This is a genomic window from Enterobacter cloacae complex sp. IR5441, from assembly GCF_049238215.1.
GTDB classification, from domain to species: Bacteria; Pseudomonadota; Gammaproteobacteria; order Enterobacterales; family Enterobacteriaceae; genus Enterobacter; species Enterobacter hormaechei_C.
On sequence record NZ_JBMKIA010000003.1, the window covers coordinates 259,293 to 280,598 of the forward strand.

Below are 21,306 nucleotides of genomic sequence, written 5' to 3' on the forward strand. Positions count from 1 at the left end.
CTATAATTGCTTACATCGTTGTCTAGATTTTAGTGTTCTTTCTCTATCGATTAAGCGCCCACGCGTCGAGTTCTTAGTATTCCCTCTATGTCCTTGATCACCATGGACATGCTCATTGAACTTGTCGGGATGGTTATGATTTTTCAAGAATACAATGTTCCTCGGATCACCTTGCCATTTGGAACCAAGTGTACCATTGCCTTCTACCGAATTGATATGATGCCCGGTATAGCCTGCCCGGGACATCACAGAGGTTAGGCTCTTGTTGGGCGTCTTCAAAATTAAATCCCTCTCTTGCGCTGTCCAATTTCTTGTGCCAGCCCCACCATCCTGCAATAAGGCTTTTTCTTGCACCCATGCCCTAGAAATAGCAGAGCTTCTAGCTCCACCTTGAGCAGAAAGAGAATCATGTGGCCGGTAACGAATGAGATCGTCAGGAGTCAACCCCCACGGATCTGCCCAACCCAGCGCATTCGGCGCATACTGGTAAAGGTTTATCCCCCCCGCCAGCCCTATCGGGTCATGCTGCGTAAACCTTCCGCAGTCCGGGTCGTAATACCGGAACAGATTGTAGTGCAGCCCTGTCTCACGGTCCAGGTATTGTCCCTGCATGCGCAGGTTCTGGGAATATCCTGATACCTGCGTCTCGCTTTCCCGCAGCAGTTTGCCCCAGGCGCTGTTCACCCCTTCCCAGCGCACCTGCCCTTCGCTATCCGTCATCCGCTCCGGCGTGCCGTTGGGCTGGCAGTGGAACCAGAAGATTTCCGGGGCATCAACGCCGTCAATACGTGCCAGCGGATCGTAGCTGTCCTGATCGCTGTAGACGTAGGTCAGCGGCACATCCCCGTGCACCTCCTGCAACAGCCGGAACCCTTCCCAGACAAACCGGGTGGTGACTGGGTTACCGGTTGGCTGTTCGCCCACCATCTGGCGACGCGTTTTGCTGATGCGTCGTCCGAGTGGGTCATAGCGGAAGCTGACCTGCGTCTGCGGCCTGTCGCGGTCCCGCGGCTGGCTGATGACCTCCGTCAGGCGGTGCTCGCCGTCGTAGCGGTAGTGCCAGCGGGTCTGTCCGTTATCTTTCTCCACGGTGCGGCCGTGGACGTCATAGCGCCAGCGAATGCCGTTCAGCTGCGTCAGCCGATTGTGCGTGACCTTCTCAGCAGAGCCTTCGAGCGGGTTACCCGCCGCATCCCAGCGCCACTGCTCCTGACCGGGCAGCGTGCCGTCCTGAACCAGCAGACGTCCGGCGCTGTCATACTGCCAGCGGTACCAGCTGAACGGGTTATCGTCCCGCTCTTCCCGCACCAGGTTATTGCGATAGTCGTAATCCCAGCGGCGGGACCAGCGGCGCGGCGACGGGCGCTGGGCATTGCCGGTAAAGACGTCCCGGCGATGCAGTCGGCCAAGACGGTCATATTCGCTGCGTGTGGTTAGCAGCCCCTGGGTGCGGCTGGTTTCACGGTGGAGTTCGTCGCGGGTAAAGTCGGAGACCGACAGCTTATCAAGCGCGATGCTGAGCAGATGCCCGCTGCCGTAGTAGAACTGTTTCAGCTCCCGACCATCGGGCAGCGTGACGGAGGTGCGGTTACCCAGCGCGTCATACTCCCACGCCAGCTCCCCGTGCTCGCCCGTTTCGCGGGTGACGCGCCCGAGCGCGTCATACTCAAACACAAGCTCCTGCTCGGCCTCGGCGCTCCAGGCATCGGCTGAAAGCGCGGGATGCAGCCCAATCCGGCTCAGAAGGCCGGACGGGGTGTAGTGGTAGCGGGTCTGCCCTTCCGGCGTGGTGCGGGCGACCAGCTGGCCGCTCGCGCTCCAGGCGAAAGCGTGGGTGATGGCCTCCGGATGTCCGGCGGCAAAGGTGCGCGCTATCGTACGCCCGCAGGCATCGTAGCGATACTGCGAGGCCACGCCATCCAGCCCCACCTCTTCCAGCAGCAGCGAGTCTGCGCCCCAGCGGAACTGATACGCTTCGCCGTTTTCGTTTTCCAGGGCAATCAAACGCCCGCGGCTGTCCCAGCGGCGGCGCACCTCTTCACCCTGCGTATTACGGGTGGCGGTTAAGCGCCCTGCCTCGTCGTATCTGAACTCGCTCTCTTTCCCGTCGGCGCCCGCATGCTTCACCGGCAGGCCACGTTCGTTCCATTTGAGCGACTCGGTCCAGCCTTCCGGGCGATCGAGCAGCACCGGACGCCCCGCGGCGTCGTAGCGGTAACGCGTCTCTTCGCCGTCGGCGCTTATCTCAGCCACCAGCCAGCCCAGCGGATGATAACGGTATTGTGTCACACGGCCCGAACAGTCCGTCGCACGCACCATCTGCCCGGCTTCGTTGTACTCCTGGTAGCGGCTGTTCCCGGCGGTATCGACTTCTTCCACAACCTGACCAAACTCGTCCCGACGCAGCAGCGAGGTCTGCCCCATCGGATCCACCACGCGTTTCAGCCCGTGATGTTCGTCATACAGGAACCGGGTGGCGCTACCGTCGGCTTCGATGATGGACGCCGGAAGCGCACGGTGCTCCAGCCAGGTGGTGGTGCGGGTATTGCCGTCGGCGTCGATCTCCTGCACCCGGTTGCCCATCTCGTCATAGACGAAAGTAACGGCATTACCCAGCGGATCGATGCGACGCGTGAGGAGTTCGTTGTCATCCCACTCGTAGCGCCAGTTCTCACCGCGCTCGTCAACGTAGCGAACAATCAGGTTTTGCGCGTTCCAGTAATGCTTTCGCGTCTGACCGTCGTAGTGCTCGACGGTCGTCAGCCCGGCGGCTAAATCGTAGCTAAAGCGACAGCCGTCGCCGGTGCTGGTGCGGTTTTCCACCACGCGCCAGTGGTCAAATTTTTGCCAGCGGTATTCGCTCTCCAGCCCACCCGGCAGACGGTGCCAGACCATCAGTCCATCATCGTTATAACGGTATTCACGGGTTACCACGCCGGAGGCATCCGTTGCGCTGGCCAGCTGGCCGCGCGCGTCGTACCCCCAATGCATCAGCGGCCATGTCTGGTTGCCGTCGAAATGGCTGGCAGCGGTAACGCGCTGCGGGAAACGTTCATCGCCATAGCGCAGGGTGACATCGATCGCTCGCGGCTCATCGTGCAGACCGACCAGCCGCCCGTGTTCATCCCACTCCGTCAGCAACGCGTTGCCGTACTCGTCGCTGAGGGAGGCCAGGCGCAGGATGGAGGGGTTAGCGCGGGTCGGTTTATACAGACGCCACACCGCGCCGTCATCGTCAGCTATCGCCACATCGCCGCTCTCATTGCGGCGGATAATGATGCCTTCGCTGATGCTGTAAAACGCGCGGTCGACCGGCGGCAGTTCAAAGCTCAGCTCGCGCCCGGTTTCATCGAACCAGGTGGCGTTGTTTTCTTCCAGCGCCAGATAGCTGTCAAAGGTGGTAGCCCAGCCCAGACCGAAAAGCCCTTCGCGGGTGGTCAGGCTGTTGTAGCTGCGCTGCCAGCGCAGCGGAAAGCGCCCCGGCAGCGAGAAATCGAGTTCGTCGTCGTCATTCAGCACCTTCACGCCAGTGGCGGCGTGAACCGGGTGCGAGGAGCCGAACACGGCGTTGACAGCCATATCCGCCAGCATCCCGCCACCGGCAGCAGCCAGCGCGCAGGGCATGTTTTTCAGGATCTTGCCCGGTCGCCCGCGCAGCAGGGAGAGCGCAATCATCCCCAGCGCCAGACCCGGCGTTTTGCCGCTTTTGATGTCGCGGACCGTGAGCGTGTCACCGCCGATGATCACGTTAGGGGAGACGTCGTCGGAAACGGTGCCCTCGCAGGTGGTGCGATCTTTTGCGCGCACCGCTGGCTGTCCGTTGATGAAGACGCTTTTCGAGCCTTCCGCCAGATACTGCGGCCCGGAGTGTTTATCACACGCCACCTTGTCTTCTTCCAGCGGCGAGGTCCCCGCGGCAGCAGAGGCGACGCTGGGCTGCCACATCTCGCTGCCGAACTGTCCGGCAGCGGAGAGCAGCATGCCCGCATAGTCGGCAAAGCTGCCCGGCGACTGAGGCTCCGGGGACGGGGTATCGGCAGGCGTTAACGTCCCGGCTGCGCGTGCAGCGGGAAGTTTATTTGTCAGAACATTGCTCGAACCGGTGGTGATTTTGCCCGCAGGCGACGGCGGGAAAAGCGCGTTACCCAGCCCTTCAGCGGCGTTGCTGATATCGTCGGTGATCCCGGCGACGTTCGCCAGAACCCCGCCGATAATGCCGCTCAACAGACAGCTGGATCCAATCGCCGCCACGCCTGCTGCTGCGGCCCCGGCTCCCAGCAGTGGGGCCGCGACGGTCGCTGCCGCGCCCACCGCCGCGCCAATCACCGCATAGGCGGCACCTTCCGCCACAATGCTGGTAATATCAGCAAAAATGCTGGAGTGAATAATCTCGTCGCCCTTACGGGCCGCGTTGTTATCGCTCATGCCTTACACATTCCGGTTGTCGTTTAGCGTCAGACTCTGCTTCAGTGCGCTCCAGCGCGCCTCGTCCTCTTCCGTAAAGGCTTTTAAGGCCGAGAGGGTAAAAATCATCAGTACCGGTTTGCCTGGCGTCTGCACGGCCAGCTGTTTTTGCCACAGGCGCTGGCCGTTACGGTCAAAGGTGGTCTCAACTTCAACCCCATCAATGTTGCCGGCAGACCCGGCTTTTACGTGCTGAAATTCGCTCTGGGCGATCTCACCCATCTGAGGACGCAGCACGTCCCACTGGCGGTGAAACTCTTGTTCGTAGTCGCTGCCATCCGGGATAACGCCGCGGCTGACCACCACGGACAGCCCGCTTTCGTCATCGCGAATGATGTTCATGCTGTTGTCCTGCCAGGCGGCAGGAAAAAGGGTAAAGGAACCTTCCTGGAGGGTGTATTTCATCGGTGAACTCGCGTCTAAAATTGCTAAAGGGTTTTACGTGCCGCCACGGACAACCCGGCGGCAGACAGAAAGCGGTTACTCTTCCGGGGGCGTAAATTTCTCCTGCACCGCCGCATCAATATCCCCTTTATGCCCTGACCCCGGCGCCGTTGTGCCCGGTTGGGTGCCCGACGTATTCAGGTGCAGCTTGCCGCCCGTGGTGATATAGCCGTCCCCTTCAACGAAGAAGTTGAACTCTTTGCCGATCAGGTTAATTTTGCCGTTAGCGTTAAGCTCAATAGCACTCTCGCCCGAGACCAGCCGCAGCTTCGTCCCGGAAGCAATAACATACTGCTCTACCGCCGCATCCAGCTTGCCTTTACCCGTCAGGATCTCGGTTCCGCCTTTCACGGCCTGGATCTGATTAGCCTCCACGCGATGCAGTTCATTTTTCTTCACGTAATGGCTGCGCGCGCCGCCGACGCTGTGCGTTTCATCATTTTTAACGCTGGTGTCCATGTTGCGCTCGGCCTGGATCCACACCTGTTCCGCGCCCGCCTTGTCCTCAAAGCGCAGGGCGTTGGCATTGTCGACTGAACCGTCTTTCGTGCGGCTCATAAAGCCCATCTGCGTCGCGGCAGCCGGCAGCGCCCACGGCGGCATGCTGGCTTCGTTATACACGCGACCAGTGATAATCGGACGGTCCGGGTCGCCGTTGATAAAGTCCACCACCACCTCATCGCCGACGCGCGGGATCTGCACCCCGCCGTAGCCCTGGCCCGCCCAGGCGCTCGACACGCGCACCCAGCAGGAGCTGGTGTCATCGCCTTTCGCCAGACGGTCCCAGTGGAACTTCACCTTCACCCGGCCGTATTTGTCCGTCCAGATACTCTCGCCCTGCGGCCCGACCACTTTCGCCGTCTGCGGGCCGTAGGTGCGCGGCCACGCCGTGCTCTGCGCCGGACGGTACGACACCGACGCCGGGATAACGGTGAAATCGGTGCGGTGAATGGTTTCCCCCTCACCGCTCGCGTAGCGGTTCTCCTCGAAGTGGTAACCCGCCGCCGTCACCAGATACTCGCCGTTGTCACTGAAGAACGGCGCGTTGGTCAGGGTAAAGATGTGGCCCGGCGCAATGCCCGCCGCCGTGGCCGTCGCCTGAATCTGCTGATGCTCCACCTGCCAGCGCTCCTGACGGATTCGGGCGTAGAACTCCGCATGGCCTGTCTCCACAAAGCGGCCCGGCCAGTCGTACACGTCGATGCTGCCCGGTTTCGGGGACGCCGGGTTCTGCTGCGCCTGGAACAGCCACGCGTTCGGCTTGCGGAAGTCATAGTCGTCGAGGCTGTAAATTCCCGGCGTGACGCTGTCCTCCAGCGCCCACTGGCTGATGCCCTCTTCATCCGTACTGCCGCCGGACGGCGTCTGATGGTAAGGAATGACCTCATAGCCGCTGAACGGCTGGTGCTGGGTGGCGGCGTCGGTCAGTACCAGGGTATGCTTGTCGGCCTCGTGGCTGAAGTAGTACGCAATCCCCTCCAGCTCCATCAGGCGGCTGATGAAGTCCAGGCTCGATTCCTGATACTGCACGCAGTAGTCCCACACCCGGTAGCTGCCGGTAAGTTTGTCTTCGAGGTTAACCTGATGCTCACCCAGCAGAGTTTTGACAATCTGCGGTACCGTCTGGCCCTGGAAGATACGCAGGTTACGGTCGCGCTTCATCGGCCACAGGTCCGGCTCCACCGTCAGCTGGTACACCGCGTAGCGGGTGCCCGTCAGCTCCACGGCGCTCACCGCCACGCGCGTCACCTTGCCGTTGATATAGCGGGGGGTGAGCAGGTTCTGCGTGGGGATGGTCACCGTGACCGGCTGGCCCAGCAGCTTGCTGCGGTCAATGCGCGCGTCCGTACCAAGCAGGGTCAGCGTCAGCGCGAACGACTCGGACATCGCTTCGCGGCCGGAGAGTTTCCAGAAAAGCAGCCCCTCAACCGGGAGCTGGACGGTAATTCGGTTGAGCATAATCTTTATTCCGTAATGGTTTATGCTGGGAACGTTTATGAACGTAAAGCTAATTTCGACGAGATGGATTTGGATTGATGCAATGCTGGGTTGATTTGTCTGGAGGTACGAACTTTCGTTTTTATAAATCCAAAGAGTGCAGGCTAATGGAAACTCCGGAAAAAACCTTATCTCTGGCTTTCATGAAAGTTGAGCAATCACTTAACCGGCGCAGGTGGCCACACGCCCCCTTTCTGAATAAGTTTCTCTTTTATTTCATTTAACTTCTCGTATTGCTCGCTGCCTCTATCAAGTCCACTCAGCGCGTCCGCAAGCGCATTACTCATTGACCAGCCATTTTTAGCCTTAACTGACGGGTCCGCTCCACGATCGAGCAGTAACAAGACATGCTCGTAAGCCTGGTTATCCAGCGCATCAAACACCAGCGTTTTACCCAGTGAATTGGTTGCATTGACGTCAGCTCCGCGATCGAGCATGGCTTCCAGAGTCTCTGTGTTTTTCGCTTTAAGCGACTGGAAGACGATCGGTTCGTGGAAGACCTTATCTTTCACGTTGGGTGAGAGGCCACCGTCCAGCATCGCATCGATCCAATCCGCGCTGTCCCCCTTCAGGGCAAATTCAGCAGGACTGCTTTTTCCCTGCGGTCGAGGCTGGAGCGGATCTGCGCCGGCCTTAACAAGCAACGTAATCACCTTTAAATGGGGCGATGTTTTTTTATCATTAATCGCGTTGCCGATGGCCCAAAAAAGCAGGGTCATATCCTGCTTTCCCGGTTTATTAAGATCGCTGTCTGGTGCAAGCGTCTTCACCGCGTCGACATCGCCTTCTTCAATCGCTTTCGCCAGTTCAAGCTGCTGACCGCTGAAGTAGTCCTGTGGATTAAGGTCCATATCCTGCTTACACCCCTGAATCATGAATAAAAAACATAACGCGACAAAAGCCATCAACCGTTTTTTCACAATCGACTCCCGATTATCGAAATATCCTCATCCTTCTGCTGCTCTATGCAATCAATAGCCTGATTAATCCCGTGGCGGTCCAGCGCGCTTCCGGTTCCACCGGGAAGATCGTGGGGTATTCCGGCAGCATTAGGGCTCAGCGCAGAGATTTCCTCTTTGAGGATCCACGAAGGGACATGCCCTTTCATCGTTTTCAGATCCTCCCAGGGGTTAACTTCCTGAATCTTCGTCAGCAGCTCACCTTCAACCCGATAAGCCTGGATATTATCCGTACTGCCTAATATCTTGCCGCCGTATTTTTCTACGGTTCCGGCATTCAGGCCGGCGGCGTTGAACGTCCATCCCGCTTTCCCGCTGCCCATGGAGGTTGCAGAGGCGAGGCCACCGCCAAGGGAATGACCGGCAATATCAATATTCTGGCCTGACCTTGCCAGCTCCTTACCGATACTCACGGCCTTTTTATAATAATCTGAAGCCATACCCATGCCCTGTGAGAAGTTATTCGACCAGTCAGCCCCGTTTACCACCGGCGCCAGCTCCCCTTTGGTCAGTAAAGAGGAGACATTCTCAGACAGGGAGGCGAAACCAGGCTCGCGCGATCCCCTGAATACCAGTGTGGGGTTCATATCTGTACCAAACACTTCCGGCTTCGGTTGATAGACGCGCGCCAGAAAATTGGGGGACGTATCATCGTCAAAGAGCATTGATTTGTTCAGCCCGAACTTTCCTAACAGCGCATCGTCATTACTGATATCCGTCCACCCCTCCGGCACGCCCGGTGTGGTTTCCAGCGGGTTCACGGTCTTATAAATATTTTCCGCAAGCTTCGCTTTTTCCACCGCGATATTATTCGCCGCCAGACGCTTCGCGGCGATCTGGGCATCCGGATAAAGGCTATTACTCCCCTTCGCAATCAGATCCTTACGCGCCTGCCAGCGCTCTGCTTTGGTCATCTTCTGAAGCTGCCCGGCATAGGTTTTACCGTCCTTGCCCGGAGTAGGTTCATCCGGCACCTGTGCCGTTTTAGATTTCACCACCTGTTTTGGCAGTACCGTTGGCGCAGGGCGAGATCCGTACGTTCTCACCATGGTTTCGTAGCGGTCGACAATCGTACTCACCGGATACCAGCCCAGGCCGACCAGCGAGGCAGCCTGGAGTTGCCCTTTGGCATTGATGTAAAAAATTTCCGTTACTGATGACCAGTCACGAAAACTTTCGTCAATGGCAACCACTCTGCCCATCTCTAAATCCTGCGCGATCAGCGTGCGGGTATCGCGCCCGGACTGATAAGGATTCGCACCGGTGATCGTGCGCAGCAGATCGTAGCGCGTGAAGAGCGAGCGCAGCGAATGGTCGGGAACCGACATAATCCACTGTCCGGCAACGGACGGGCGGATTATTTTCGCAAACAGCGCTGGCGAGACGTTCTCGTGGAACAGATAGACAAACTTGATGTTATACATTCGCTCCGTCCTGTTACCCGCAGGCTTACGGATTCACCAGCCAGGTGCCTGGCTTCGCAATATCCAGCGTCTGGGTACGCGTTCTTCCATTGCCTTCCAGTTCAATGCGGGTCTCGCCCGCAGGCAATTTCAGCGATGCGTAACCGTTATTGCCCGGACGCAGCGCTTTAGACTCGCCGTTCACCTTCAGCGTCTCGCCATCAAGCATGCGGATGTAGACCAGCGCGACCGGGCTGGCGTCGACAGGCGGCGCACTCTGCTGCGCCGTAGCAGGTGGCGCAACCGGCTCGCTCACGTCTGCCGTTGCCGGTCTGGTTTCCGCCTGGGCGGATGTCTCAGCCGGAGGGTTCACGGCAGGCGTTTGCGCCGTCTGCGCTGGCGTTTCCTGACTGTCGCCGCCGAACAGCATCGCACCGGCAACCACCCCAACCAGCACGCCCGCGGCCACCAGCCCCGGAAGCTTGTAACGTCGCCAGTCCAGCGCGGAAGCAGATGTCTCCTCTTCCACCGGCACCAGCATCGTGCCGGTCTTCTTCGCGGTAAGCACCTCGTCGATACCGGCGACGGGCATCTCGATCAGCGCCGCGAACTCCTCAATGGATTGCGGACGATCTTCCATATGCAGCGCCAGCGCCTTGTCGATGGCCTGTAGCAGCGGGATGGAATAGCCCTGCGGCATCAGCTCCACCAGCGGTTTGCAGGTATCCTGAATCGAGCGCACCACGCTGACCGGTGGCGGAGAGCCTACGATGAGGGTGCGCAATACGGCGCCGAGCGCGTAGATATCCGTCCACGGCCCCTGCTCGCTTTCATTGTCGTCGGTATACTGCTCGATAGGCGCGAAGCCCGGACGCAGCATGGTTTCCGTCTCATCCGAGAGATTACCGATGGTGCGGCGCGCCGATCCGAAATCGAGCAGCACCGGCAGGCCGTTATCCTGAATCTGAATGTTATCCAGCGAGATGTCGCGGTGCAGATAACCCTCGTCGTGGATCGTTTTGATGGCGCCGAAGAGCATTGGCAGCATGCGGCGGATCCACGCCTCGTTAATCAGCTCCGGTTTCTCTTCGCGCAGACGCGACAGCGTGGTACCGCTGTAAAACAGCGTCCCCATATAGGCCGTGTCGTTTTGCACCCAGAAACGCAGTACGTGCAGCAGGTTCGGGTGGTTAAAGCGCGCCAGCAGGCGGGCTTCCTGGATGAAGCTGTTCAGACCGGCAGAAAACGCTTTGCCGAAGCGCTCGCTGCGCAGCACCAACGTCATATCCTCGCCGCGCACGGCGAGGGAGGAAGGCATAAATTCTTTGATAGCGATAGTGCGTTCGAGCTGGTGATCCCAGGCGCGATAGACGATGCCGAATCCGCCGCCGCCAATCACCTCTTTTATCTCAAACTCATTGAAACGGTACCCGACCGGGAGCGCGTTTGGGACAGTCCGATTGTTATCATTATCCGTCATCTTTTACAGTTCTCTTGATGATTATTACGCGGCAAACTGACAGTGGAACTCGCCCTGCTCGCAGGTGACATGCAGACGTCGGTACTGCTCGTCGCTGCGGCTGGCGGTAAGTAAAATCTGGCTCATCTGAGGCAGCAACGTATTGGTCAGAATCGCATCCACCATACGCCCGCCCGACTCAACCTCGGTACAGCGCTGAACAATCTGTTCGACCACGCTGTCGTCAAATTCAGAAATAATGTTGTGATTCTCTTCCAGACGACGCTGAATGCGCCTGAGCTGAAGACGCACAATCTGCCCCAGCATCTCGTCGCTCAGCGGGTAATACGGCACCACCAGCAGGCGGCCCAGCAGCGCAGGCGGGAACACCTCCAGCAGCGGCTGGCGCAGGGCGCCGCTTAACGCGTCAGGCTCCGGCATCAGTTCCGGGTCGGCGCACATGGCTGCGATCAGGTCGGTGCCGACGTTAGAGGTCAGAATAATAATGGTATTACGGAAATCAATGTGACGCCCTTCGCCGTCCTCCATCCAGCCCTTGTCGAAGACCTGGAAGAAGATCTCGTGCACGTCCGGGTGCGCTTTTTCAATTTCATCCAGCAGCACCACGCTGTAGGGACGGCGGCGCACGGCCTCGGTTAAGACGCCGCCTTCACCATAGCCCACATAGCCCGGAGGCGCACCTTTTAACGTCGAAACGGTGTGCGCTTCCTGGAATTCACTCATGTTGATGGTAATGACGTTCTGCTCGCCGCCGTAAAGGGACTCCGCCAGCGCCAGCGCGGTTTCAGTTTTACCCACGCCGGATGGCCCGCAGAGCATGAATACGCCGACCGGTTTGTTCGGATCGTCAAGCTTCGCCCGCGAGGTTTTTACCCGACGGGCAATCAGATCCAGACCGTGACGCTGACCAATAACCCGCTGGTTCAGCGTGTCGGCCAGATTCAGCACCGCGTCGATCTCATTTTTCACCATCCGGCCCAGCGGGATCCCGGTCCAGTCTGAGACCACCGCAGCCACCACGTTCTCATCCACCGCGGCAAACAGCAGCGGTTCGTCACCCTGTAAGGTCTTCAGCGCCTGCTGCTGTTCTGCCAGCTGACCGCGCAGTTCAGCCGTATCCTCATCACCCGCCGCAAACAGCGCGGCACGCAGACGGATAATCTCCTGCACCCGCGTGCGCTCTTCTTCCCAGCGACGAGCCAGGGCTTCGCGCTGGGTTTCGAACGCGTCACGTTCGGCGGTTAAGGCCGCCACACGCGCCGGATCGCCCGCCCCCACGCGCGCTTCGCGTTCAGCAATCTCCAGCTCCACGTCCAGGGCCGCCAGGTGACGCAGACAGTCTTCCAGCTGGGCAGGCGGCGCACTCTGGCTGACGGCCACGCGCGCGCAGGCGGTGTCCAGCAGCGCCACCGCTTTATCCGGCAGCTGACGCGCAGGAATATAGCGATGCGACAGTTTCACCGCCGCGCTGACCGCTTCGTCGAGAAGTAAAACCTGATGATGAGTTTCCAGCGGCGACACGGTGCTGCGCAGCATCAGCACGGCTTTGGCTTCGTCCGGCTCGTGAACCTGTACGGTCTGGAAACGGCGGGTCAGCGCCGGATCTTTCTCAATGTATTTTTTGTATTCCGCCCAGGTGGTCGCGCCGATGGTGCGCAGTTGCCCGCGCGCCAGGGCAGGTTTGAGCAGGTTAGCGGCATCGCCGGTGCCCTGCTGACCGCCTGCGCCAATCAGGGTGTGGATCTCATCGATAAACAGAATAATTGGCGTGGCGATGGACTGCACCTCGTTAATCAGCGCCTGGAGGCGCGCCTCAAATTCCCCTTTCATGCCCGCGCCGGCCTGAAGCATGCCGATATCCAGCAGCCACAGCTGAACGTTTTGCAGCGGCTCCGGCACGTCGCCGTCAGCGATACGCAGCGCAAGCCCTTCCACCACCGCCGTTTTCCCGACGCCGGCTTCCCCGGTCAGCAGGGGGTTGTTCTGGCGACGACGCATCAGAATATCGACCATCTGGCGGATCTCTTCATCGCGCCCCACCACCGGGTCGATTTTCCCTTCCCGGGCGCGCGCCGTCAGATCCTGACCATACTGCGCCAGCGTGCCCTGCGCAGCCGGTACTGCCCCGGCAGGCGCGTCCGCAGCGGCGGCGGCCTGCTGGCTCTCTTTGCTGCTGGCGCAAATGGCGTCGAACTGCTCGATCAGCACCTCGACGTTAAGACGGGTGAACTGCGCCGAAATGCTTTTCAGCACGTTAGCCAGATTCCACGTTTTCAGTATGCCGATCAGCAAATGGCCGCCGCGGATGCGGCTGACGCCAAACTTCAGCGAGCCGTAGACCCAGGCGCGCTCGACGGCGCTGTCGATATGCTCGGAAAGATCAGACACGGAACTCGCGCCACGCGGCAGGGCATCCAGCGCCGCCACGATATCGCGTGTCAGCTGCTGTTCATCAAGGGCGAAGTGACGGATGACCTGTTGCAGATCGCCATCCTGCTGCTGCATCAGCTGATGCAACCAGTGCACCAGCTCAACGTACGGGTTGCCGCGCAGCTTACAGAAGGCAGTCGCGCTTTCCAGAGAGGTAAATAACAGCGTATCCAGTTTGCCGAAAAGCACGGCACGGCTAATTTCTGACATGTTAGTTTCCATTAACAATGATTCGGTATACGGAAGGATTATCGCTCTGCGCGATACACCAGATCGCCACGCGGAACAGGCTGAGGCTGAAGGCCGAGCCAGGTGTTGTACCCTAATCGCCCGGCGCTACCGAGCGTGGCGCCCTGCACCGCATCGGCGCGCAGGATCACCCGTGTTTCCCATTCAAATTCCACCCCGGCGTACTGTCGCACCCAGTCGCGCAGCTCGGTCACCCACCCTTCGCCCGGCAGAAAACGGTTGTAGTCGTCTGCGCTCAACGGGCCAATCTCAAGCCGAAATTTATGCTGCACGTCGCGTACCGCAATGCCGAGAAAAGCGGACTCTCCCATGCGCGGCATACGCCGCCCCTCGCCCAGCTGTGCCTGCTCCCGCGTTGAGAGCGGCATCCACTGCGGGACGTTGGCCACCAGCCTGACCGGCACGTTGAAATAGTTGCGCAGGATTTTCTCCAGCCCTTCCGGGTCCCGCCCGTGTCGGGTCAGGTGCCCGGCGTGAGTAAAGCGGGCGTGCGCGCTCAGGCTGCCTTTCGACATCTGGGCAGGCTGCCCCATGCCAATCAGCGATGCCAGATACCCTTCGAAGCGCCTGTTGTCGTTGCGATCCAGTGAAACGGCAGGCTGCGCGTCCGCCCAGGCGCGGTAGAACAGCAGCGTCAGGCGGTGGTGAAAAAGGTCGGCAAACGCGCTGAGGCTGTGATCCTGATGATGATGAATACGCTCGCGGGCATACTCAGTCATGTGCACCGGCAGCGGGCCGTTAGGACCAAACAGGCCGAAGCTCAGTATGGAAACGTCATGCAGTCCGTTCTCTTCCCGCTGCCGGACCTCAGCAACCGTTGACGGCGCAAAGCCCATTGAAGGCTGCTGACCAATACGCAGCGGCTCAAATTTCGGCAGCGGCGCGCGCCCCAGCGGGTAACGTTCACCGCCCTGGGCATCAATGCGTCTTAACAGCTGGAACAGATCGTAGCGCCACGGCGTCTCGCGCACCCCGCGCCAGAACGCATCGGGCAGCGGCGTCAGGCGATGCACGCGCAGCGTTACAGGGGCAACTTCACTCATACCAGCGCCCTTTTACCCATGCGCGGCGCCCAGTAGCCGATTTCACCACGCTGCTGGCTCTTGAGCGTGAACTCCGTAAAGCTGTTGATGGAGACCAGGCGGGCAAAAAGGCGTTCCAGCACGCTGCCGAAAAGCCACGGGCTGGCGCCGGAAAAGGCGCGTTCGTCCACCGTCAGGGTGATGCCGATCCCGCGGGCGAACACCACCGGGCCGGGTTCAGGCACGCGACGGTGCACCGGCTCCAGCACGCAGTGACGAACGCCATCCACCTGACGGGCAACCGGCGTCTCGGCCAGGTTGGCGTACAGCCCTAACAGCTGACGCAGCGCGGCAGCGCCCTCTTCGTTTTCGCTGTCCATCAGGCTGAGGTAGTTCATTTGCAGCTGGCTGATGAGCCGCCAGGTGCTGAACCCTTCCGCCAGCGCCGGACGCGGCGGCGTCGGGCCTTTACGCAGGGTTAACGCCTTCACCGGCATGGAGTCGGCCATAATAAACTGCCCAAGCTCCTGCTGGAGAATCAGCGGCAGGTCACGGCTGGTGCACAGCACCTCGGCGGAAATGTAGCGCAAATTCTCCTGCCACGGCGCGTGCTGCGCATCCACCAGCGAGACGAAGACCTCCGAGCCGATATAGCCCGTGCGGGTGCCATAGCGCAGCGCGTGTTCGGAGAGAACGCGCTGCTCACGGCGCAGGGAAAAATAGGCGCCGTAGTTGCCCGCGTCTCCGCTCCAGGTACTCCAGAACGGACGAAACGTCTGGTCGTCCCGCTGACCATCGGCGCTGGCATAGATTTTTTTCACGGCATAAATTTCATAATCCAGCGGGCGGATGTTATCCACCACCAGGTGGTATTCATGCTGGCTTTCGCTCAGCTTCTGCCGGGCCGCCACTTTCGGGAACAGGTTGATCACCGGCGTGCAGTGCAGCGCCAGGTGGCTGGCATCCACCACGCGCTCCAGCTGATCGTCGCTCTTGTCGAGCAGAATGAAGATATCAAACGCTTTTTCGTCTTCGCAGCGCTGGATCAGCTTGCCCAGCCCGCTCAGGCTGATGAAACGAAAACGCGCCGGGAACGCAAAGTACTCCTGCAACAGGCGATAGCCGTCGAAGTTGCGCAGATCGTCCGGGAGCAGCGCCTGGTCCGCATTAAAGCCTTCCTGACGCAGGACGTCAGACGACAGCAGCTGGCGCTGGGGCTGCTTGCTGACCGTCTGGCAGACAATACCCGCGTGGTGCTCCATCACCAGCTCCAGCAGCTTCAGCGCCTCGATGTCCGGGCCGCTTAAGAAGAACTCCAGGCGGTCAAAGTCCAGGTGCCCGAGATGCTGCGGACCATCGCAGGCAATGCGGACCCGCAAGGCGCTGCTGATCCCCCGCTGGCTCAGGCCGAGCTGGGCCAGCGGCAGATCGGCGGGAACGCCGCCCAGCTCGATCCGCTCAATTTTTAACGGCAGCAGGTTGACCTCGTGCGCCGTGGTATAGCTGCACGTAACCCCGGTTTTTTTCAGCGCCAGGCTGTCCATCATGGTGCCGCGCGGCACAATAAAGCCTTTGCTCAGGTCGCCCCGGCTGCTGTCGGGCTGAATTTCAGCGATCGCCATCGACGGCGTAGGCGCCAGATAATTTGGCGCAATCATCTCCAGCATACGCTGTGAAAAGCGCGGGAATTCGGCGTCCATTTTCATCTGCACGCGGGAGGTCAGGAAGGCGAAACCTTCCATCAGGCGCTCAATGTACGGGTCCGCCACTTCGATGCCGCGCATGCCGAGCCGCCCCGCCACTTTCGGGTAGCGTTCGGCGAACTCTGCGCCCATCTCGCGCAGATAGGCCAGTTCACGGTTGTAATATTCGAGCAGTTTGCTTTCCATAATTACCCCGCATCCTTCAGTTCAAAATGGCCGTTCTCAAGATCGACGTCGGTGCGAAAGAGAAACTCCAGCGGATACGGCACGCACCACAGGCGACCTTTGATTTCGATAGACAGAACGTTGTGCAGATCTAACGAGGAGGTGTCGGACACGCAGCGAACCTGAAGCCCCTGCGGCAGGATCCGCGGTTCAAAGTTAATAATCGCTTCGGTGAGCTTGCGCTGAATGTCGTGCCATTCGATATCGGACATTCTTTTCCCCGCCAGCGGCGCCACGCCAAAGTTAACGACGGAACGGCTCACCTGCGTCAGCCCGCTCAGATCGCTGGAGGCATCGTGGTTAATGGTATTAAACAACCACTGTAAATCCCGCAGGACGTTACGACGCAGCGCGGCGTGGGTAATCAGATTGCTGTTGGCGGACTCGCGTTTTTTTTCCGGATCGTTATCCGTCAGGCGATCCAGCAGTGAAGGCTGCATTTTGTCGCGCGCCCCCACTTTCTCCTGCCTGCTGCGGGCCTGCCAGCCGCTGCGCAGCAGATCGCCTTCGCCAGCGGGATTACTCATCCGCACCATCCGAGGTAAATGTCACCAGGCTCAGGGTAAGCAGCGGGCTTTCGCTTTGCTCGCTCAGCCAGGCTTTCTGTCCCATGCCTTCATACAGGACGCCGTCATCGTCCAGCGGGAGCCATTCGGTGGTGCGCCCCAGCTTAACGCTGTCTGGCGCCCCGTCAGCAAACGGATAACGCGCCGGGATCTGACACACCTGCTCGGTGCCGTCCGTGAGGCGGACCAGCGCATGACGCCACACCAGATCGGTCACGCTGGCCGGAGCCTGAAAACGGATCGCGTCGATGGCGCAGAACGGCACCCAGAAGTAACGGCCATTGACCAGGGTTTCACACACCGGCCCCAGACGGGCATCGCCGTCCATCAGCCATTCAAAGGTGTGGCTCTCTTCATTCTCCAGCGTGACCTGCCCGCGGCTTGCCGGGGCCTGTTCGAGTGCCGCCAGGCGCAGCGTTTGCGCTTGCCCTGCGCTTTCGGTCAGCGCCTGGGCTAACGTCGTCAGCCACGGCCACTGCGCCTCGGGCATTGCCGGTCGTACCTCTCCCGCGAACACGCGCGCACGCTGCTGTTCACCCTGAATGGCCTGCTCCAGCAGCGTTACGGTCGGTTTTGCCTGCGGCTTCAGCGCCAGCCAGCTTTTCAGCTGGGTCAGGGCGCGCGCCCAGTTGCCGCTGAGGATCAGAAACTGCACAAACGCAGCGCGCAGATCGGCATCCGCCGGACGGGCTTTGATATCGGCTTCCAGGCGAAGCAGCGCGTCGCTAATCGACTCCCCCGCCAGACGTTGATAAAGCGTATTCATAGCCCCTCCTTAATTCGCCGCGCGCCAGGCGCCCACTGCCGGATCGCGCAGCTGCGGACGCAGCGTGTCAATCAGAACAACGTTCAGCTCCGCGCCCGGTGCAACCCATGCGTTCCAGATCTTCTTCACCTCTGCGATACGCGCCTGGAGTCTAGCGTCGTCGCTGGCGATCTCACGGGTGATTTCCACCGCCACCGTGCCGTTGCTCTTCCAGCCGTTCAGGGTGCTGTCGTACGGCAGGATCATCCAGCTCTGGTCGCTGTTCGGGGTGCTGAAGACCATGCGTTCTTTGTTGACGGAGGTGATCAGCGCCTTTTCAGGATCGACTGCGTTGTTCAGCCCCATCACCGGGAAGCCGTGAATGTAGGTGACCGGAATCGCTTTCTGCGTCCCGTTACGGTTCTGCGTCACCACGGAGTGGCCGCTGAGCCAGCTGCCGTTGCCGCAGCGGGTGGTGTCGGAATCCGGAATAAACAGCGCTGGCGCGGAGGAACCGCCCTCCCAGAAGGTGCGCAGATGGCAACCGTCCTGAAGGGTGAACTCCTGCCATGGCGTACGATCTGCCGCCACGGTGTGCGTCTCCGGATTCTGGTCAGGCGGCAGCAGCGCGCCTGAGGTGGGGGTCGTTGCCGCCGCCGTTTCCTGCTGCTTCACCACCAGCGCCCAGTCCTGCGCTTTAGCCGCTGTGCCCCGGGCAAGCGTCGTGCCTTCCGGATCGTTAAGCGTCCAGTTCAGGGTATTCAGCTTGCTGCACTGGTGCTCCAGCAGCGAGCCAAGGCGCGGCACGAAGTTTTCCAGCACCGAAACCTCTTTCTTGCCGTTCGCCACGATACGCAGCGCCACGTCCGCCTTACACCAGCTTTGCGGCGTATTGTCTTTAATGTTGTCGATCCAGATATCCAGCTTCTGCGCAGGAGACTGCACGATGCGGAAGTTTTCAGCCTGTGCGGTGGTCGCCACCGTCAGAAGAGCCAAACCCGATAGCCAAAGTTTCATATCAATCCTTGTGTGTCTAATCAGTTCCGCAGGGAAGAAATTGTGCTGCGTCAGAGAGCGTATGCAGCAAAGTGGTGTCCTGAGGGTTGCCCATCCACACCGCCACGGCGGTATAGTTATCCTGAGCATTGCCCTCCTGGTCGGCATTCTTTTGAATGATTTGGTTCATTAAGGTCAGCCACTCCTGTGGCGTATTGACCATGTGCAGCGACTGCTTCATCTGCTCTTCGCTGACGCCGTGCCAGAAACCGTCGGTGCAGAGCAGGAAGGCATCACCGTCCTCAACCTGCACGACATCGCTGTAGCTCGCTTCCGGTCCGCCATTCTCAATACCCAGCGCCAGATACAGCAGGTTGCTGTTGAGATCGTCGGTCTGATGCCCGGCATCTTTCATCTGCTGGACGAGGCTGTGATCGGTGGTGACATGCCACAGCCAGCCGCGGCGAAACAGGTACAGGCGGCTGTCTCCGGCGTGCGCCCAGTAAGCCAGACGGTAATCCCTGTCGATAAACAGGCTGACCAGCGTGGTGCCCATCCGGCGATAGTCCTGCACGGCCTGTTGTTCGCTGAGGATGGTGCGGTTCGCCGTTTGGACGTAGTCACGAATATGCTGCGCATTCAGGTGCTTGTCGCCGTCAAAGCGGGAAATAATGCTGTTGCGGGCCAGCTCAGCGGCCACCTCGCCGCCCGGCAGGCCCGCGATGCCGTCACAGACGACAAAGCAGGCTGAACGTTCCCCGATGGTTTCTCCCGTCTGATCCTGGTTGCTGGCGCGCGTCCCCTGGCGGGAGAGAGAAGCCGTTGCGATATTCATTTTTCTTCCGATCCGCTTTGTGAGTCTTTGTACTGATTGACCTCCATGTCATAGGCATGGAGGAAGGCTTCGCCAAACAGGGTATGGAAGTCGTCCTCGATCTCGCCCGCCGTCTCGCCATAGCTGCGAACGAAATAATCCCACAGCGCGGCTTTACGGCTGCCCGGCAGCGCCAGGCGTGACGTCATCCCGTTCTGCTTCGCCTGCTCTTCCAGTTGTTCCGGGTTAAAGGATTGCAGCATGGCGGCGATAATGGCGCGGATACCAGAGATCATCCCTAGCTGGTGTGCCTGGAGATCGATCAGCGCATCACGCACCGATTTGGTCGGCGGCATAAAGCCCGGCATCGGCGTGCCGAACATCTGGATCAGCACCGTTTTCCCGGTCGGCAACAGTTTGAACGGGTTGTTCGCATCGTCGAGCACCATGGTCATATCGGCTTTCACCCCACGCTTGAGGATGGAGCGCGAGGAGAGCAGCGCCACGGTCCCCTGCGAGAACATGCCCAGGATCTGCCCCAGCTGACGCATATTTTCCCGGTCGAATTGCGGTACCGGCTGCATTTCGCTCAGGCCCATGCCCTCCAGCAGCGCCTCCAGCAGTTCGCCCTGAAGCACCTCGCCCCGCTCGCCGGTCTGCGCGGAGGCAGCAGGCGATGCAGCGTTTTTAACCGGGTCGATACGCAGGCGGCCTTTAGGCGCCTGCGCGTTGCTGCGCGCCACGGCCTGCGGCGTTGGCATGGTGAAGCCAGCGTAATCGGGGCGCGCGGGCTCCTCTTCCGCGCGCGGCGCGTCCTGTGGTTCAGTCGGTTCCGGATCGAACAGCGGTGAGCTGGCCAGCGCATCCTCTTCCTGTGCGGCTTGCGGTTCAGGCTTTGGCTCCGGCTTATCGGCCACGATTTCATCCGGATGGGTTAACGGCGCGCCGCCCATCAGGCCGAGAGGGTCATCATGACGCGCGGCAGGTGCGCTCGCCGACCCGCCAAACAGGGCTAACGGATCGAGTTCGTCCGACGCCTCTTCCTTTGGCTGGGCAGGTTTGCTTTCGTCCGGCTGTACCAGCGTTGAAGGGGTGACATCGTCAAAGATGCTCTCTTTTTTAAACAACGCTTCATCGCTAAACAGCGTGTCCGGGTCAACGTTTTTACGTTCAAGCGACGGTTCGGCGTCGTTAAACATTGCCAGCGGATCTTCGGCATTCCGCTCCGGGGCCGCAGGCTGAGAGAACGGATCGTGGGATGCGGCGGGCTGTGGTTTTGCCCGGTTGCTGGAGATGCTGTCGGAGATGGAAAACTCCTGCATCAGGCTGTCCCAGATTTCCGACGGCACGGCCGTAGGTTCAGCTTTTCCACGAGGCGCGGCGCTGGCCGGTTTCGGTTGCGGCGCTGGTGCAGGTGTCGCCACTGGGCGCGCCTGCTGCATGCTGGCCGCCATGCGGCTTACGGGCTGGGTGTCATGAATGAGTTCGCTGACTTCAATGCGATAATCATCAATACCGAGAATATCCCCATCCTGAAGCTCAACCTGACGCCCACGCTCCAGCGGGATATCATTCAGTACCACGCGGGTAACGCTGCCGCGGTTCGTGACGCGGCATTCGCCACTGGCGTCGACGTGAACGATGGCCTGCAAACGCGAGATGGTGCGGTCATTGTCCGGCAGCACCAGATTGTTATCCGTACCGCGCCCAATGGTGCCGCCCGGGGCATAAAAATCACAGCTGCTTTGGGGCGGCTGATGACCGGGTTTCGTAGAAATAATCGTGAATCGCATGGCGTATTCCTGCTG

Annotated in this window: 14 protein-coding genes; all 14 read right to left on the minus strand. The window is 60.1% G+C overall.

Annotation, left to right across the window (positions count from 1 at the left end; all coding sequences use genetic code 11):
- The gene (locus ACOTX5_RS05795) at positions 1-4,425 is read right to left on the minus strand and encodes an RHS repeat-associated core domain-containing protein (RefSeq protein WP_139153989.1); all 4,425 of its coding nucleotides are present in this window, start codon (positions 4,423-4,425) and stop codon (positions 1-3) included.
- A gap of 3 nt (positions 4,426-4,428) precedes the next feature.
- Entirely contained in the window at positions 4,429-4,869 is a 441-nt protein-coding gene (locus tag ACOTX5_RS05800; protein ID WP_017384279.1) for a DcrB-related protein, read from the minus strand.
- Positions 4,870-4,944: 75 nt separating this feature from the next.
- Positions 4,945-6,867 (minus strand): type VI secretion system Vgr family protein, encoded by a 1,923-nt coding sequence (locus tag ACOTX5_RS05805; protein ID WP_017693289.1) that lies wholly within the window; start codon positions 6,865-6,867, stop codon positions 4,945-4,947.
- 197 nt (positions 6,868-7,064) lie between these two features.
- Positions 7,065-7,811 (minus strand): ankyrin repeat domain-containing protein, encoded by a 747-nt coding sequence (locus tag ACOTX5_RS05810; RefSeq protein WP_045911259.1) that lies wholly within the window; start codon positions 7,809-7,811, stop codon positions 7,065-7,067.
- An 11-nt stretch (positions 7,812-7,822) separates the two neighbouring features.
- Positions 7,823-9,289: a hypothetical protein gene (locus ACOTX5_RS05815; RefSeq protein ID WP_017384289.1), complete on the minus strand. Its 1,467-nt coding sequence runs from the start codon at positions 9,287-9,289 to the stop codon at positions 7,823-7,825.
- Positions 9,290-9,314: 25 nt separating this feature from the next.
- The gene (locus ACOTX5_RS05820; protein WP_033486833.1) at positions 9,315-10,748 is read right to left on the minus strand and encodes a serine/threonine protein kinase; all 1,434 of its coding nucleotides are present in this window, start codon (positions 10,746-10,748) and stop codon (positions 9,315-9,317) included.
- A gap of 24 nt (positions 10,749-10,772) precedes the next feature.
- Positions 10,773-13,388 carry a type VI secretion system ATPase TssH gene (gene tssH / locus ACOTX5_RS05825; RefSeq protein WP_234101215.1) on the minus strand — a complete coding sequence of 872 codons (2,616 nt, stop codon included), beginning with the start codon at positions 13,386-13,388 and terminating at the stop codon, positions 10,773-10,775.
- Between the two features lie 38 nt (positions 13,389-13,426).
- Positions 13,427-14,470: a type VI secretion system baseplate subunit TssG gene (gene tssG, locus ACOTX5_RS05830; protein WP_045911218.1), complete on the minus strand. Its 1,044-nt coding sequence runs from the start codon at positions 14,468-14,470 to the stop codon at positions 13,427-13,429.
- Positions 14,467-16,338, minus strand: coding sequence for a type VI secretion system baseplate subunit TssF (gene tssF, locus ACOTX5_RS05835; RefSeq protein ID WP_045911217.1), 1,872 nt, complete (start codon positions 16,336-16,338; stop codon positions 14,467-14,469). The genes tssG and tssF overlap by 4 nt, the downstream gene beginning before the upstream one ends.
- A gap of 2 nt (positions 16,339-16,340) precedes the next feature.
- Positions 16,341-16,904 carry a type VI secretion system baseplate subunit TssE gene (gene tssE / locus ACOTX5_RS05840; protein ID WP_015570336.1) on the minus strand — a complete coding sequence of 188 codons (564 nt, stop codon included), beginning with the start codon at positions 16,902-16,904 and terminating at the stop codon, positions 16,341-16,343.
- Positions 16,897-17,709, minus strand: coding sequence for a type VI secretion system accessory protein TagJ (locus ACOTX5_RS05845; RefSeq protein ID WP_045142094.1), 813 nt, complete (start codon positions 17,707-17,709; stop codon positions 16,897-16,899). Before ACOTX5_RS05845 ends, tssE begins: the two co-directional genes overlap by 8 nt.
- Before the next feature lie 9 nt (positions 17,710-17,718).
- Positions 17,719-18,705: a hypothetical protein gene (locus tag ACOTX5_RS05850; RefSeq protein ID WP_045142095.1), complete on the minus strand. Its 987-nt coding sequence runs from the start codon at positions 18,703-18,705 to the stop codon at positions 17,719-17,721.
- A 16-nt stretch (positions 18,706-18,721) separates the two neighbouring features.
- Positions 18,722-19,519: a PP2C family protein-serine/threonine phosphatase gene (locus ACOTX5_RS05855; protein ID WP_045911216.1), complete on the minus strand. Its 798-nt coding sequence runs from the start codon at positions 19,517-19,519 to the stop codon at positions 18,722-18,724.
- Positions 19,516-21,291 carry a type VI secretion system-associated FHA domain protein TagH gene (gene tagH, locus ACOTX5_RS05860; protein WP_015570335.1) on the minus strand — a complete coding sequence of 592 codons (1,776 nt, stop codon included), beginning with the start codon at positions 21,289-21,291 and terminating at the stop codon, positions 19,516-19,518. Before tagH ends, ACOTX5_RS05855 begins: the two co-directional genes overlap by 4 nt.
- Positions 21,292-21,306: the final 15 nt, after the last annotated feature.

What these genes read in the sequence shown, in the direction of transcription:
- tssG (WP_045911218.1), bottom strand. Translation starts at nt 14,470, where the DNA reads ATGAGTGAAGTTGCCCCTGTAACGCTGCGCGTGCATCGCCTGACGCCG.
- tssH (WP_234101215.1), bottom strand. Translation starts at nt 13,388, where the DNA reads ATGTCAGAAATTAGCCGTGCCGTGCTTTTCGGCAAACTGGATACGCTG.
- tssF (WP_045911217.1), bottom strand. Translation starts at nt 16,338, where the DNA reads ATGGAAAGCAAACTGCTCGAATATTACAACCGTGAACTGGCCTATCTG.
- tagH (WP_015570335.1), bottom strand. Translation starts at nt 21,291, where the DNA reads ATGCGATTCACGATTATTTCTACGAAACCCGGTCATCAGCCGCCCCAA.
- ACOTX5_RS05795 (WP_139153989.1), bottom strand. Translation starts at nt 4,425, where the DNA reads ATGAGCGATAACAACGCGGCCCGTAAGGGCGACGAGATTATTCACTCC.
- tssE (WP_015570336.1), bottom strand. Translation starts at nt 16,904, where the DNA reads ATGAGTAATCCCGCTGGCGAAGGCGATCTGCTGCGCAGCGGCTGGCAG.
- ACOTX5_RS05805 (WP_017693289.1), bottom strand. Translation starts at nt 6,867, where the DNA reads ATGCTCAACCGAATTACCGTCCAGCTCCCGGTTGAGGGGCTGCTTTTC.
- ACOTX5_RS05820 (WP_033486833.1), bottom strand. Translation starts at nt 10,748, where the DNA reads ATGACGGATAATGATAACAATCGGACTGTCCCAAACGCGCTCCCGGTC.
- ACOTX5_RS05815 (WP_017384289.1), bottom strand. Translation starts at nt 9,289, where the DNA reads ATGTATAACATCAAGTTTGTCTATCTGTTCCACGAGAACGTCTCGCCA.
- ACOTX5_RS05800 (WP_017384279.1), bottom strand. Translation starts at nt 4,869, where the DNA reads ATGAAATACACCCTCCAGGAAGGTTCCTTTACCCTTTTTCCTGCCGCC.
- ACOTX5_RS05850 (WP_045142095.1), bottom strand. Translation starts at nt 18,705, where the DNA reads ATGAAACTTTGGCTATCGGGTTTGGCTCTTCTGACGGTGGCGACCACC.
- ACOTX5_RS05845 (WP_045142094.1), bottom strand. Translation starts at nt 17,709, where the DNA reads ATGAATACGCTTTATCAACGTCTGGCGGGGGAGTCGATTAGCGACGCG.
- ACOTX5_RS05810 (WP_045911259.1), bottom strand. Translation starts at nt 7,811, where the DNA reads ATGGCTTTTGTCGCGTTATGTTTTTTATTCATGATTCAGGGGTGTAAG.
- ACOTX5_RS05855 (WP_045911216.1), bottom strand. Translation starts at nt 19,519, where the DNA reads ATGAATATCGCAACGGCTTCTCTCTCCCGCCAGGGGACGCGCGCCAGC.